Raw genomic sequence first — 13,513 nt, forward strand, 5'->3', positions numbered from 1 at the left:
AGCCGCCGCGTGATGTTACTGCAGGGTGTACGTGACCGTCACGTCCAGCCGCAGGCTGGCGTCGCCGCCCGATGCGGGCGGCCGCGCCTCGTAGCGCAGGTACACGGTCACCGCGTCGTTCGGGGGCACGGTCACCAAAAGCGTTTCCTGCGGCGCTTCGTCCGGCGTGCCGGAGAGGCCCAGCACCCGAAGCAGCCCCTCCGCGTCCGCGCCGTCGGCCTCCGCCGTCGCCACCGCGTAGGAGAGGGAGAGAGGGGCCTCGGCCTCGCCGCCGTTTCGCAGCGTCAGGGCCGACCAGGTGCGCTCGTGCGTGGGCTCCCATTCATACGTCTGGGTGTTCCACCGAAAGCCGAACGCGGGCGCGGGCTCCTGCTCGACCGCGATGTCCGAGAGCCGGGCGGCGGGCACGCCGTCATCCGTTCGGGCGGCCTCGTCCGCCGCGGGCGCGTAGAGCTCCACGGGCGCGCCGAAGAAGTCCGCGCGCGCGCCGGGCGCGGGAAGCAGCAGCGACAGCGCGAGCAGCGCGGGAAGGGGTCTGCGCATGGACGAGGCCTCCTTTCGGGAAAAATGTGAAAAAGGCCGGCCGCTTATGCGGCGCGGCTAATTATTGGTCTGTCTATTCATTCTACACTTACGTCACTAATCGTAACATCAAACTTTATAGAAGCATTAACAGGGTCATTCGAGTTTTCAGTAATGTCGGGCAACTTTTTATTATCAACCATTAAATTAAACCCGGCAACAGGTTGTGCGTCCGTTGTACCCCTTTCAACATTAGGGTTAGCACCATTCACTGTTATAGGAGTTGCAGTGATCCAAGCTAGGTTAGGGTTATCCTCAGAACTTGCTGCAAGTGCTACGTTCTTATCTTTACTGCCTGCATTTGTTGCCTTAAAAGTTACTTCCTTTGCTTCACCTTCATAAATCCACGCTCCATTTTTCCACGTAAACGCAAAGGCCTCGGGCGTATTCCAGGAAACAGTAATATCAATCTTTTCAGCAGAGGTATATGTTGCACCTACCTCTGCAGAACCAGTTGTTGTATCGCTAATCGTTGCGCTCTCCGCCGCCATCGCGCCGCTCCCCACGGTCATCATCGCGCCCGCGAGCATCAGAGCCGCCACATTCTTCTTCGTCATAAGTCAAAATCCACCTTTCAAATTCTTTTTTGTTCCGTTCTGTGCTTCAAATAGGGTTTCCGTTCTCCGTTTCGGTCCTGCTTGCCTTACATTCTACGCCGTGTCTTCCGCCGCCGTTCGACCCCCTCCGGGGGCGGCCGTCAACTTTGGTTCACCTTTTGTGACGATTCCAGAAGGATGCTTTTGGGGCGCTTGAACGCCCTGAAAGCGTCCTTCTTCTTTCTTTTGGGCCTGGGCTCAAAACCTGAACCTAAACCGTACCGCTGCGGATGACCTCTATTCGATTCCACCCGCCTTTCCCGTGGGTTCGGGCACGGAAAGCGTCAGCTGCGTGCTCGCGTCCTCCATCTGCCAGCTGTTCCACTGCGCGTCGTACGCGTAGCGCACCAGCCAGGCGGTGTATTCACCGGCGGGGAGCGCCTGCCCGTCGGGCAGCGTCCTCAGCGCCGCGCGTCCCTCGAGGAACGCGCCCGGCGCCACCGGGTCGGACTCGTAAATCGTCAGGAACTCGTAGGCCGGGTCGAATGCCGGGTTCGCCTGCTGCGCGGCGGTTTCCTCCGCCGTGCGGTGCGCCTCGCCCGATACGTCCATCAGCTCCTGCTGCGATATCTGAATGGCGAACATCACGTCGCCCGCGCTCGTCACGGGGTTGAAGGCGTACAGGTCGCAGGTGCCGTCCGCGTCGAAGTTCAGCCGCATGTCGCCGCTGAGCACGTGGAACTTGACCTCCACCACCGCGCCCACCATCGATCGCCGGTTGGTCAGGGCGTCGTAAGCCGCCATCACCATCTGCGCGCTGTAGTCGCCCGCCGGGATCGTCGAGCCGTCCGGCAGCGTGCCCAGCGTCATCGTGCGCACCACGCTTCCCGGGGGGATGCCCTTCGTCTGGCTCAGCGGGATATAGGTCGTCTCCGGGTCGAAGCCCGGCTGCGCGGCAAGCGCCGCGAGCTCCTCCTCGTCGTAACCCGTGCGCCCGGTCTGGCGCTCCAGCTCCGCCAGGGAGATGCGCAGCATGTACTGCACGTTCACCTGGCTTCCCTCGGGGTTGCCGACGTTGACCTCGCCCTCCGCGTAGGGCGAATCGAACGTGATGTCCGATACCGTCTGGATCGTGATGCTGTTCACGCCCTGCTGCGGCCTGTCGCCCGGGCGCACCGGCGCTTTCTTCGTCTGCGCCGGCTTTGCCGTCGGGACGGGCGCGTCCGGCGACACCGCGCGCTCGTCCAGCTCCAGCCCCGCGTCCGAGGGCGTGGCCGCAAGCTGCGTGGCCGCCGCGTCCATCTCCAGCGCCGGATAGCTGACCGGCACGTCCTGCGGCAGCCCCGTTTCAGGGGCCGCGCCCTTGGCGGGAACCGAGTCCCCCGCGAGGGCCGGGCCGCCCGCGAGGCACAGCGCCAGCAGCGCCGCGCCTAAAATCCGCTTCATGTTGTTCCTCCTGCCCATGCGGACACAAAAAAGCCGTCCGCGAAATCGATCTCCCGCGACGGCAACACAAACTGGGCCGACCTGCATATGAATGCAGCCCGCCGATTGACAAAGGCTTGCGCCTCTGGCAACTGGCTGTCATGCCCGCCTGCGCGGGGTTAGACCCTTTAGCTTTGCGTCGCCGCCTTTCAGCGGGTTTGCCGGTATGAAATTGTACGTTGCTCGAACTGAGCTTAGTATAATCCCGGAATTGACCTTTGTCAATCCCTTTCCTTATATTTGTCAAAAATTCCTTATCAAAAAATATTTAATTTTAAGTTCAAAGTATTAATCCGCCCGCGTTTTCTTTGCTTTACCTCGCGGCCAAAGTCGGGTATAATAAGAGACAACCCTTTATACGTCTTTCATTTGACGCTTGAAAATTGATTTTATACGATGCCCCGCATCGTGAATTGGAGGCATACGCCCATGATCGCCAAAACCCTATTCAACCGCGCCCCGCTGATGCCGGGCCGCTTCGCCCCGCTGCCGCTGGGCGCGCTCCGCCCCAGGGGATGGCTGCTTCGCCAGCTTCAGCTCCAGGCGCAGGGCCTGACGGGCAGACTGCCGGAAGTCCTGCCCGACGTCGGGGACGACTGCGCCTGGCTGGGTGGGCCGGGCCCCGCCAACGCCCACGCCGCCCGCTATCTGGACGGCCTCGTGCCGCTCGCGTTCCTGCTGGACGACGACGCGCTGAAGGAGGAAGCCGCCCGCCGCGTGGAATGGGTGATGGAAAGCCAGCGCGAGGACGGCTCCTTCGGCCCCGAGATGAAGGACGCCTTCATCGCCCGCGGCGTGATGCTCAAGGCCGTATGGCAGTACTACACCGCGACCGCCGAACGGCGCGCGCTGCTGTTCCTGCTGCGCTACCTGAAGTTCCTGCTCTACGACCTGAGCGACCACACCCTCTCCTCCGAGGAGGCGGCCTGCGCCGCCGACACGCTCTACGTCGCGCTGAACGTCTACAACGTCACGGGCAAGCGCCCGCTGCTCGACCTGTGCCAGCTCCTGTGCGACCAGGGCAAGGACTGGACGCGCTTTTGCCATACCTTCCCCTACCGCATCCCCATGTACAAGCACACGCCGCCCGCCCAGATGAAGCAGCTTCTTCAGCAGGAGGACGACGAACGTTCCTATTACGCGCACCTGCAGCGCACCACCCGCGCCGCGACCATCGCGCAGGGGCTGCGCATGCCCGCGCTCAGCTACGTGCTCACGGGCTCGGGCAAGCACGAGGAAGCCTTCGAGACGGGCATGGCCAAGCTCATGAAGGCGCACGGCACGGCCTGCGGGTGCTTTACCGGCGACACGCTGCTCGCGGGCGCGAACCCCTCGCAGGGCGTGGACGCGCGCGCGGTGCAGGAGCTCATGTTCTCGCTGGAGACGGTGCTCTGGGCGCAGGGTACGCCCGACGCCGCGGACGCGCTGGAGCGCCTCGCCTTCAACGCGCTGCCCGCCTCGTTCACGGCGGACATGCGCGCCTGCCAGTGCGTGCAGCAGCCGAACCAGGTGCGCGTGAGCCGCGAAGAGCGCGCCTTTTACGACGCGGGCGACGGCGCGAACCTCTTTACCGCCCACGAGGACGCGCGGGTGCTTTCCGGCGTGCATCAGGGCTTCCCCAAGTTCGCCGCCTCCCTGTGGATGCTCTCGCGCGACGGGGGGCTCGCCGCGATGAGCTACGCCCCCTGCACGCTCCGCTACCGCCTGGGCGAAACCGCCGTCCGCCTCTCGGTGGAGAGCGCCTATCCCTACGACGGCGCGGTGAAGATCACCCTTTCGCTCTCGCAGGACGCGGCCTTCCCCCTGCACCTGCACATCCCCGCGTGGGCCGAGGGCGCTACCGCCGCCGTGGAGGGCGAGGTCGTCCCCTGCGCGCCGGGCGAGTTCGCCGTGCTCACCCGCCAATGGCACGACGGCGACGTGGTGCTGCTCAACCTGCCCATGAGCGCGCGGCTCACGCGGTGGTACCATGCCTCCGCCGCGGTGGAGCGCGGGCCGCTCGTCTTCGCGCTGCCGTGCGAGGAGGAGTGGACGGCGCTTTGCGACCGCCCGCTTTCGCCCGACTGGGCCGTGAGCGCAAAATCCGCCTGGAACTACGCGCTCGTAAGCGGCGCGGGCTTCGACGAGAGCGCGCAGCCCGATCAGGCGGGGCCCTTTGGCGAGGGCTGCCCCATCGAGCTGGAGACGGACGCCGTCGCCGTGCCGGACTGGGGCATGCAGGGCGCGAGCTGCGACCAGCCGCCCATCGCGCCGCCCGTATCCCCCGAAGACGCCGTGCGCGTGCGGCTGATTCCCTACGGCGCCGCGGCTCTTCGCATCAGTCAGTTCCCGGTCGCATAAGGTTTGCGTAGCAGGGGCTGACCCCGAATGGAGGGATCTTCATGTTGGAACAGGAACCCCTGACCATCTCGGCCGAAAGCTATCTGGACGTCATTCACGACCTGTCCCACAGGGGGCCCGTGCGCTCGGTGGACGTGGCGGAGCGCCTGGGCGTGAGCAAGGTCAGCGTCAACAAGGCGCTGCGCGTGCTCAAGCAGGCGGGCTACGTCGTGCAGCAGCCGTATCAGTGCATCGAGCTGACGGAGGCGGGCGTTCAGCACGCCCACCGCATCACCTGGCGGCACGAGGTGACGCGCACCTTCCTTTGCGACGTGCTGGGCGTATCCGAGGAGATCGCGGACGCGGACGCCTGTCGCATCGAGCACGTCATCAGCGACGAGACCGTCGCGCGCCTGGAAGCCTTCGTGCAAAATGAAATGGAAAAGCGCCGGGGTTAGCGGCGCAGAGATTCGCCGTAAACCGGCACTTCAAACGAGGAGGACCTTACCGCATGCTCGTGCCTGTACTCTTGTTCATCGTGGGGCTCATCTTTCTCATCAAGGGCGGCGATTGGTTTGTGGACGCCGCCACCGGCATCGCACACCGCTTTCACATGCCGGAGCTGCTCATCGGCGCGACCGTCGTCTCCATCGGCACGACGCTGCCCGAGGTCATGGTTTCCGCCACCTCCGCGCTCGGCGGGCACGGCGAAATCGCCTATGGCAACGCCATCGGCTCCGTCATCTGCAACACGGCCCTGATCGCGGCGCTCACGATCGCCATCCGCCCCAGCGCAGTGGACAGGCGCACGCTCGTCACCCCGGTCGGCGCGTTTTTCCTCTGCGCCGTCGCGTACTGCATCCCCGCCTACACGCGCGGGCGCTTTGACCGCATGACGGGCTTCATCCTGCTCGCGCTGTTCGTGCTCTACATGGCGTACACGGTGCTGCAGATGAAAAAGACGCCCGCTGCGCGGCCGGCCGACGCCGCCGCCGCGCCGGAGGGGCCGCTCGCGAAGGACGTCGGCATGCTCGTCGTGGGCGCCGCCGTCATCGCCGTGGGCGCGAACCTGCTGGTGGACAACGGCACCCTGATCGCCAAGGCGCTCGGCGTGCCCGAATCGGTCATCGCGCTGACGTTTGTGGCGCTGGGCACCTCGCTGCCGGAGCTGGTCACGGCCATCACGTCCCTGGCCAAGGGGCACGGCGCGCTTTCCCTCGGCAACATCATCGGCGCGAACATCTTCAACCTCGTACTCGTCTCCGGCGCGTCCGCGGCGCTCGCGCCCTTCGACATCCCCACCGCCGCGCAGGTGCTGGGCCGCCCGTCCTCCCTCGTCGTGGACCTGCCGCTGATGCTCCTCGTCATGGCCGTCCTGACGCTGCCCGCGCTGCTGCGCGGCAAGCTCAGCCGCTGGCAGGGCGTCTCGCTTCTTTGCGTCTACGCGGCGTACTGCATCTTCCAGTTCACCTGATTTTCCAAGAAGGGCGGCGGCTTTCGGGCTGTTTCGCCCTTTTTCAAAATCTTCCCTTTAAGACGCCACATCCATGTCACATTGCGGTGGTATCCTAAACGTCAGGAATGGCGTAAAGTCATTTGAATGAGGTGATTTACATGTCCAAAGCACCCAATATTCTGATTTGCGACGACGACCCCGTCGTTCACCAGTCGCTCGCCCTGTACCTGGACGCGGAGGAGTTCACCCATGCCGACGCATACGACGGGGAGCAGGCGCTTTCGATGATCGATAAAACCCCGTTTGACCTGATGGTGCTCGACCAGATGATGCCGGGGCTCTCCGGCATGGAGGTCTGCCAGGCGATTCGCAGGAAGAGCCAGCTGCCCATCATCATGCTTACCGCGCGCGGCGAGGAAATCGACCGCATCCTGGGGCTGGAGATGGGCGCGGACGACTACATCGTCAAACCCTTCAGCCCGCGCGAGGTGATCTCGCGCATCAAGGCGGTGCTGCGCCGCGCCTCCAACGCGGGCGAGACGGACAAGCAGGAGGCGCTCACCACCCTGACGTACGGCAACCTGGAGATTCAGCCGGAGCGCTACAGCGTCAAGCTGAACGGCGAGCCCATCTCCTGCACGCCGCGCGAGGTGGAGCTGCTCCACCTGCTGGCGAGCCACCCGGGCCGCGTGTTTGAGCGCGAGCAGATTCTCTCGCGCATCTGGGGATACGATTTCTTCGGGGATACGCGCACCGTCGATACGCACATCAAGCGCCTGCGCCAGAAGCTCAGCTGTCCCCAGCCCTGCGGCTGGGAGATCGTGACGGTCTACGGCGTCGGCTATAAATTCGAGGTCACCGCATGATCCGCAGCTCGTTCCTGCGCCGGACGCTGGTGCTGGTGATCTCCACCATCCTGCTCTTCGCGCTGCTCACGGCAGGGATTTACTCGCTCGTATCCCCGCAAATCTTTGCCGCCAACAAGATCGACGACATGCTGCCCAAGGGGCGGTTCATCGCCGAGAACTTCGCGGAGTACATTTCCGGCAAAATTCCCTCGACGCTGCTGGTCGCGCTCATCGGGTCGAACACCGCCCAGTGGGACGCCACGGTCTGGGTGGTGGATACCAACGGCGACACGATCCTGCGCACGCAGCAAAAATCCGGACGCCGCGTCGGCACGCTGCCCGAAGGGCTCTGGAGCCTGCTGCCGCAGGTGCTCTCCGGCGAGGAATGCACGCATATCGGCGTCCTCAACCTGGAGGACGCGTCCTCCAGCACCCGGCGAAACGCCGCCAAAAACAACTCCAGCCCGCTCGGCAGCCTCAAAAACGCCGCGGGGGATTCCGCGGACTCGAACGACAGCGCGGAACTGATAAACGGCAGCATGGTCGCGGTCGCCGTGCCGATCGTCTACGGCGAGGAGGTACAGGGCGCGGTGTTCATGGCGCAGTCCATGAACGAGGTCGTCGCAGGCATGGACAGCCTGACGAACGCCCTGATGCTCTCCATCTTCGGCGTCGCGTTCCTGATGCTGCCCATGGTCTTCTTCCTCGCGATCCGTCTCGCGCGCCCCATGCGCCAGATGCGCGACGTCGCGCTGGCGATGGCGTCGGGTGACTTCACCGTGCGCGCGGACGAGGGCGATACCGGCGAAATCGGGGAGCTCGGCGGCGCGCTCAACATGCTCTCCAGCGAGCTCGGGCGCACGATTTCCGCCCTGCGGGTGGAAAGCAACCGCCTGCGCTCCACGCTCAACGGCCTGTCCGAGGGCATCATCGCCGTGGACGCGCAGGGAAACGTCACCCACGCCAACCCGGCTGTGCGGGCGCTCTTCCATTCCCTGCCCGGTGCTTCGGGTGAGGACCGCGCCGCGCTCGTCGCGTCGCAGGAGGTCTGGAACCTCTACGACGAGGTGCTGCGCACCGGAGAACCGCACGCGAAGAACATCCACTTCGGGGACACGGTCGTGCGCGCCTCGGTCTCCCCGCTCGAGGGCGAGCACGGACGGTTCGCGGGCGCGGTCGGCGTGCTCAGCGACATCACCGCCTCCGAACGCCTGGAGCAGACGCGGCGCGACTACGTGGCGAACGTCAGCCACGAGCTGCGCACGCCGCTCACCGCCATGCGCGGCCTGATCGAGCCGCTGCGCGACGGCCTCGTCCGGGACGAGGAGCAGCGCCAGCACCTGTACGACATCATCCTGCGGGAGACCATGCGCCTGTCGCGCCTGGTGAGCGACATGCTGGAGCTGTCGCGCCTGCAATCGGGCACGTGTTCCCTGGAAAAGCAGGTGTTTAACCCCTCGCGCATGCTGCATTCGGTGTTCGACACCTACGCGCAGTACGCGGACGACTACGGGCAGACGCTCCGCCTGCACGCGCCGGATCAGCTGCCGGACGTACTGGGCAATCCCGACCGCACGGAACAGGTGCTCATCGCCATACTGGACAACGCGATGAAGTACACGCCGGAGGGCGGCACGGTGGACCTCATCGCCGAGCCCACGCCGGACCTGATCCGCGTCACGGTGAAGGATACAGGGCCCGGCATCACGCCGGACGACCTGCCGCATGTATTCGAGCGCTTCTACAAGGCCGACAAGGCCCATCAGGGCAAGGGCACGGGGCTGGGGCTGGCCATCGCCCATGAGATCATGAAGCAGTTGGGCGAGGAACTCAGCGTCTCGAGCAATCCCGGCGAGGGAAGCGCCTTCATGTTCACCCTGCACTTCGCTCCGCAAAGCGCGCAGCGCCTGGATAAGGTGCAAGAAGAGCCGAAGGGGCTGGCATAAAACAGTACACCCCGCTTGTTTTCAACTGGTCGTGCTGAAAACAGGCGGGGTGTACTTGCGCGGCAAACGATGGACGCCGGTTATCCCTACGGGGCCGTCTCTGCATCTCCTTGCTGCCGAAGATGCCTCATCAGCTCGGCGCCGACGCCCACCAGAACAGCCAGAATGAGCAGGGAATCAAGGGAGGACGGCATAAATGCGCTGCCTCCCTGAAAATATCTGAGATAGCAATTCAAGGACGCCAGCACGGTGAGCGCGGGCGCAAGGACACGCCTGCGGTTTCCGGCAAAGTATACGATTGAAAGCATGTCCGCCATAAAGAAATAGCGTTCGTGCATGTGCGGCAGCAGAAACGGAACGACGAGCACCATCAGGAATGCCGCGTCGATTACAAGCGTCGGCGTGAGCCGATCCCGGCAGTGCCAGAGCAGCATGCACAGCACAACCGTCGCGCCCAGCGCCATCGCGATGCCCCAGTTGGAGAACATCCAGGGATTCATCTCAGAGGAATCGAACAGCTGAAAGATGGACGGCGCGTTTCGGGTCAATTCCATGGAATCGTTCATCTGCGAGAAATATGGCGAGAGGACGCCTGCAAAAGAACGCCCGCAAAGCAGCGCCGGAACCATCGCCGCCAGCCACGCCCCCCCAAGCGTCAGGACGTGCTTGACCTTCAGTCGCTTCATTCCCCACAGGACGAGCAATATCGGAAAGAGAAAGACCGCCTGCAATTTAAACGCCAGTGACAGGCCGAAGCCGATTGCAGCACGATGGGGCCTGTTTTCGAGAGCCAAGCGCAGGCCGCAAAGCGCAAACAGGGTGTAAATCGCGTCACATTGGCCCCAGTACGCGCCGTTGAACACGACCGTCGGCAGTGCCAGCGTGATAAAATAGATAGAAAGCAAACGTCCCAGTGAAGGCTCGCCAGCGTTCATCTCCGAAAGCAACATGACCTCGCGTGCGAGCGCCGCTTCAAAGAGCATCGTCACAAACTTGAACAGGTACAGATCCGGCAGGGGAATCTGCGCGATCATCCAAACAAAGTACCGGTAAGGCATCGTATAATTGCCGATTTCGGCGCGCATCGCCTGCCCGAATCCGAGAGGCTTCATTTCCGTATACCATTTCGTCAGCCAGTACGTGTAATCTCCCGTCTCCTTCTCGAGCATCGATAGCCGCATGAGCAGCAGCATGACGCAGCCAAGCGCCGCAAGCAGGTAAAGCGCCAGGCTTCCCTCGAAGCGCGATATGCTCGAAAGCGCTGCCTGCATGAATAAAAGCCCAACAAACGTGAATAGCGCAGCGATTGCCGCCAGCTGCACAAATTGATTTCCCTCCAGACGCGGAAAACTGCGCGTCAGCAAAAAGCCGAACAGCAAGGCCGCCATCGCGCCGAGCAGCGCCAACCGCTGCCAGCGCTTCAGTCGCGCATCCGCGAGGCCGTGGAGCGCGTCGTCCAGCCGGTCCAGAGGATTCCTCATCATGCCGTAAGCTCCTCCTTCAGCAGGTACGTTCCGTGCCCCGCGCGCTCGTCAGAGCGAAGCTGGCTGTACAAGTCATAGGCGACCAGCGCAGTCGCCGCGATCATGATAAGACTCATGTAGCTGAGGCTGTACAGCGCCGGGCCCGGCAGCGCCACGACATAGGCGCAGTACGAGGCGAAGCCCACCGCCAGGGGCAGGTAAAAGCGCTTCGGCTTGTACGCCACGACCGCAAGCGCAAGCACGTCCGCCATGAAGAAGTAGCGTTCGTGCATGCGCGGAAGCACCAGCGGTATGGCGATGACGAGCAGCATCGAGCACAGCAGGATGCTCTCCACGGTCAGCGTCCTTCTCTTCTGGTACATCACCGCGCAAAGGCTAAAGACAAGCGCCAGCGCGAAAAGGATGCCCATGCCGTTGAATTCGCGGAAGCTCGCGGTCGGCATCAGCTGATAGATCGAGGGCGCGTTCATCGTGAGCGACGTGTAGTTGGCCGCCTGGCTCATGTAGCAGGTGAGCACCGAATGCAGCGTCTTACCGGCGATCAGCGCGGGTGCCATCATCGCCATGTATACTACCGGGGCAATCAGCAGATGGCGCAGGCGGAAGCTCTTTACGCTCCACAGCGGCAGCAGAATCGGCAGCAGGAACACGGCCTGCAGTTTAAACGCGAGCGAGAGCGTGAAAAACACGATGGAGAGGCACGGGCGCTTTTTCAGCCCGAAGTAGAGGCCGCCAAGCGCGAACGCGGTAAAGATCGTGTCGCACTGGCCCCAATACGCGCCGTTGAGCACGACCGTCGGCAGCAAGAGCGCCAGATGGAAGAAGGAGAGCTGAAATACAGGCCCTTCGCTCTTCAGCGACACGAGCTTCATCACAAAGTAGGCGAGCACCACGTCCATCGCGATGGAGACGAACTTAATCATGTAAAGATAGGAAAAGTCGTTGAAGCGCGACATGACCGCCAGCATGTAGAGGTACGGCGGGTTGTAGTCGCCCAGGTACAGTCCCATCGCGCCCAGGAGGTCTTCCTCCGACATCAGCCAGATCCATTCGCTCAGGAAGATGTCGTAATCGTCGCTCACGTAATCGAGCAGCGAAATCTTTCCCAGCAGCCCCAGGCCCGTGATCAGCGCCGCGAGCATGTACGTCGCCGTGTTGGCCCCGCAGCGCCTCAGCATCGCAAACTGCAGCGTCAGCGCAAGCGCATAGACGAAGGAAAACATGCACGTCACCGTGCGCAGCAGATAAGGCAGGTCGCGCTCGTTATAAGCGTCAAACGTCGCGTAGCGCGCGTGATAGGCAAAATAGGCGAACACCGCCGTCGCCAGCGCAAACAGCACGGCGATCGTCCACCGGCACGGCTTTGCGTCCACACCGCCGCGCAGCTTATCGTCCAGCCAGTCCTTTTTCAGCGTCATCGTCCGTTCATCCTTTGCTCTTTCATTCGATTACAGCCGCTTGCTTTTTTCGCGTTCCTTCCTCAAAATCCCTGCCTCCTGCGAAAAGAGCCCGAAAAATTGCGCATTCTTTTCGCTTGACATCCGCGCTGCGGACGTTTACAGTAAAAAGCGGGCTGTGCCCGCCTCCCTTTCCAAACGGACGCTTCCCCGCGCGCCTGCGCACGCGGCTGCGGCGTGCCATATTTCAAAGCCAATACAATTTGTCAGAAAGCGAGGAACCTGCTTTGCAAAAACGTTCGTTTCTGGGTGAAGAAATTTCGCTGCTGGGCATGGGGTGCATGCGCCTGCCCCGGCTTGAGCCTGAAAAGCCCGCCATCGACTGGACGCGCGCCGGAGAGCTGATCGACCGGGCATACTGCGGCGACGTCAACTATTTCGACACTGCCTACATGTACCACGACGGCGAATCCGAGCGCTTTGTGGGCGAAGCGCTCAGCGCCTATCCGCGTGAGAGCTTCCACGTCGCCACCAAGATGCCCGTCTGGATAGCGAAAAGTCGGGAAGATGTCGAGGCCATCTTTGAAAACCAGCTTAAAAACCTGCGGGTTTCGTACTTCGACTTCTACCTCGTGCACAACATCAGCCACGAACACAAGCCGATGTTCGAGGCGAACGGCGTCTACGACTTCCTGCTGCAAAAGAAGCGCGAGGGCGTCATCCGCCACCTCGGCTTTTCCTGCCACGACACGCCGGAATACATCGATGCCTTCTGCGAGGAGTACCCGGCCTTTGAATTTGCACAGATTCAGCTCAACTATCTGGACTGGACGATGCAGCGGGCGGGCGAAAGCTACGAGGTGCTGCGCCGCCGCGGCATGCCGGTGATCGTCATGGAGCCGGTGCGCGGTGGCCTGCTCGCCAAGCCCTGCGACGCAGCGCAGGAGATTTTGAAGAAAGCCGCCCCGCAGCGCTCCATGGCCTCCTGGGCCGTTCGCTACGCCGCCTCGCTGGACGGCGTCATGACGGTGCTCAGCGGCATGTCCACCGAAGAGCAGGTGGCGGACAATCTCGCAACCCTGAGCGATTTCGCGCCGCTGAGCGACGACGAACGCGCGGCGCTTTCGCGCGCGACCGAGGCCTTTAACGTCTCGAATCTCATCCCCTGCACCTCCTGCCGCTATTGTATGGACTGCCCTAAGGGGGTGGACATCCCCGGCGCGTTCTCCCGCTACAACCTGTACGCCATGTACGGAGACGCAAAGGCCTACAAAGAGAGCCTTGCAAAGCTGGACGAGGCGGCGCGCGAGACGCACTGCGTCGCCTGCGGCAAGTGCAGGCGCAACTGCCCGCAGGGCATCGACATCCCCGCCATGCTGCGAAAGATCCACGAGGTTGCGCAAAGCCTGTAAAGGAAATGGGATATGCCGCCGCAACGCATTGTTGCGGCGGCCGCTTTA

Annotated in this window: 11 protein-coding genes and 1 riboswitch; of the genes, 6 read left to right on the plus strand and 5 right to left on the minus strand. The window is 63.1% G+C overall.

Going from position 1 to position 13,513, the window contains the following annotated elements:
• Positions 1–15 precede the first annotated feature (15 nt).
• The 3 genes from C1725_RS17110 to C1725_RS17115 all read right to left on the minus strand — a co-directional run bounded on the left by C1725_RS17110 (position 16) and on the right by C1725_RS17115 (position 2,564).
• The gene (locus C1725_RS17110; protein ID WP_102412898.1) at positions 16–543 is read right to left on the minus strand and encodes a hypothetical protein; all 528 of its coding nucleotides are present in this window, start codon (positions 541–543) and stop codon (positions 16–18) included.
• A 77-nt stretch (positions 544–620) separates the two neighbouring features.
• The gene (locus C1725_RS19065) at positions 621–1,139 is read right to left on the minus strand and encodes a hypothetical protein (RefSeq protein WP_146009287.1); all 519 of its coding nucleotides are present in this window, start codon (positions 1,137–1,139) and stop codon (positions 621–623) included.
• A gap of 276 nt (positions 1,140–1,415) precedes the next feature.
• Positions 1,416–2,564 (minus strand): hypothetical protein, encoded by a 1,149-nt coding sequence (locus C1725_RS17115; protein WP_102412899.1) that lies wholly within the window; start codon positions 2,562–2,564, stop codon positions 1,416–1,418.
• Between the two features lie 123 nt (positions 2,565–2,687).
• A riboswitch (cyclic di-GMP riboswitch) is annotated at positions 2,688–2,776 on the minus strand.
• 256 nt (positions 2,777–3,032) lie between these two features.
• On the opposite strand from C1725_RS17115, the gene C1725_RS17120 reads away from it, so the two are divergent.
• The 5 genes from C1725_RS17120 to C1725_RS17140 all read left to right on the plus strand — a co-directional run bounded on the left by C1725_RS17120 (position 3,033) and on the right by C1725_RS17140 (position 9,172).
• Positions 3,033–4,943 carry a beta-L-arabinofuranosidase domain-containing protein gene (locus C1725_RS17120; protein ID WP_346026786.1) on the plus strand — a complete coding sequence of 637 codons (1,911 nt, stop codon included), beginning with the start codon at positions 3,033–3,035 and terminating at the stop codon, positions 4,941–4,943.
• Positions 4,944–4,984: 41 nt separating this feature from the next.
• The gene (locus C1725_RS17125) at positions 4,985–5,380 is read left to right on the plus strand and encodes an iron dependent repressor, metal binding and dimerization domain protein (protein WP_102412901.1); all 396 of its coding nucleotides are present in this window, start codon (positions 4,985–4,987) and stop codon (positions 5,378–5,380) included.
• 53 nt (positions 5,381–5,433) lie between these two features.
• Positions 5,434–6,396: a calcium/sodium antiporter gene (locus C1725_RS17130; protein ID WP_102412902.1), complete on the plus strand. Its 963-nt coding sequence runs from the start codon at positions 5,434–5,436 to the stop codon at positions 6,394–6,396.
• A 140-nt stretch (positions 6,397–6,536) separates the two neighbouring features.
• Positions 6,537–7,244, plus strand: coding sequence for a response regulator (locus tag C1725_RS17135; protein ID WP_102412903.1), 708 nt, complete (start codon positions 6,537–6,539; stop codon positions 7,242–7,244).
• Positions 7,241–9,172 carry an ATP-binding protein gene (locus tag C1725_RS17140; RefSeq protein WP_102412904.1) on the plus strand — a complete coding sequence of 644 codons (1,932 nt, stop codon included), beginning with the start codon at positions 7,241–7,243 and terminating at the stop codon, positions 9,170–9,172. Before C1725_RS17135 ends, C1725_RS17140 begins: the two co-directional genes overlap by 4 nt.
• Positions 9,173–9,258: 86 nt before the next feature.
• Here the strand turns inward: C1725_RS17140 and C1725_RS17145 are convergent, their stop codons facing one another.
• A complete protein-coding gene (locus C1725_RS17145) occupies positions 9,259–10,656 on the minus strand; it encodes a glycosyltransferase 87 family protein (RefSeq protein ID WP_102412905.1) in 1,398 nt (465 codons plus the stop codon).
• Positions 10,653–12,074, minus strand: coding sequence for a hypothetical protein (locus C1725_RS17150; RefSeq protein ID WP_102412906.1), 1,422 nt, complete (start codon positions 12,072–12,074; stop codon positions 10,653–10,655). Before C1725_RS17150 ends, C1725_RS17145 begins: the two co-directional genes overlap by 4 nt.
• Positions 12,075–12,340: 266 nt before the next feature.
• On the opposite strand from C1725_RS17150, the gene C1725_RS17155 reads away from it, so the two are divergent.
• The gene (locus C1725_RS17155) at positions 12,341–13,465 is read left to right on the plus strand and encodes an aldo/keto reductase (RefSeq protein WP_346026787.1); all 1,125 of its coding nucleotides are present in this window, start codon (positions 12,341–12,343) and stop codon (positions 13,463–13,465) included.
• Positions 13,466–13,513: the final 48 nt, after the last annotated feature.

The sequence above is a fragment of the Beduinella massiliensis genome (genome assembly GCF_900199405.1).
Lineage (GTDB): Bacteria > Bacillota > Clostridia > Christensenellales > Aristaeellaceae > Beduinella > Beduinella massiliensis.

Coding starts and splice junctions, on each gene's coding strand:
- C1725_RS19065 (WP_146009287.1), bottom strand. CDS start 1,139: ATGACGAAGAAGAATGTGGCGGCTCTGATGCTCGCGGGCGCGATGATG.
- C1725_RS17145 (WP_102412905.1), bottom strand. CDS start 10,656: ATGATGAGGAATCCTCTGGACCGGCTGGACGACGCGCTCCACGGCCTC.
- C1725_RS17120 (WP_346026786.1), top strand. CDS start 3,033: ATGATCGCCAAAACCCTATTCAACCGCGCCCCGCTGATGCCGGGCCGC.
- C1725_RS17130 (WP_102412902.1), top strand. CDS start 5,434: ATGCTCGTGCCTGTACTCTTGTTCATCGTGGGGCTCATCTTTCTCATC.
- C1725_RS17125 (WP_102412901.1), top strand. CDS start 4,985: ATGTTGGAACAGGAACCCCTGACCATCTCGGCCGAAAGCTATCTGGAC.
- C1725_RS17150 (WP_102412906.1), bottom strand. CDS start 12,074: ATGACGCTGAAAAAGGACTGGCTGGACGATAAGCTGCGCGGCGGTGTG.
- C1725_RS17140 (WP_102412904.1), top strand. CDS start 7,241: ATGATCCGCAGCTCGTTCCTGCGCCGGACGCTGGTGCTGGTGATCTCC.
- C1725_RS17115 (WP_102412899.1), bottom strand. CDS start 2,564: ATGAAGCGGATTTTAGGCGCGGCGCTGCTGGCGCTGTGCCTCGCGGGC.
- C1725_RS17110 (WP_102412898.1), bottom strand. CDS start 543: ATGCGCAGACCCCTTCCCGCGCTGCTCGCGCTGTCGCTGCTGCTTCCC.
- C1725_RS17135 (WP_102412903.1), top strand. CDS start 6,537: ATGTCCAAAGCACCCAATATTCTGATTTGCGACGACGACCCCGTCGTT.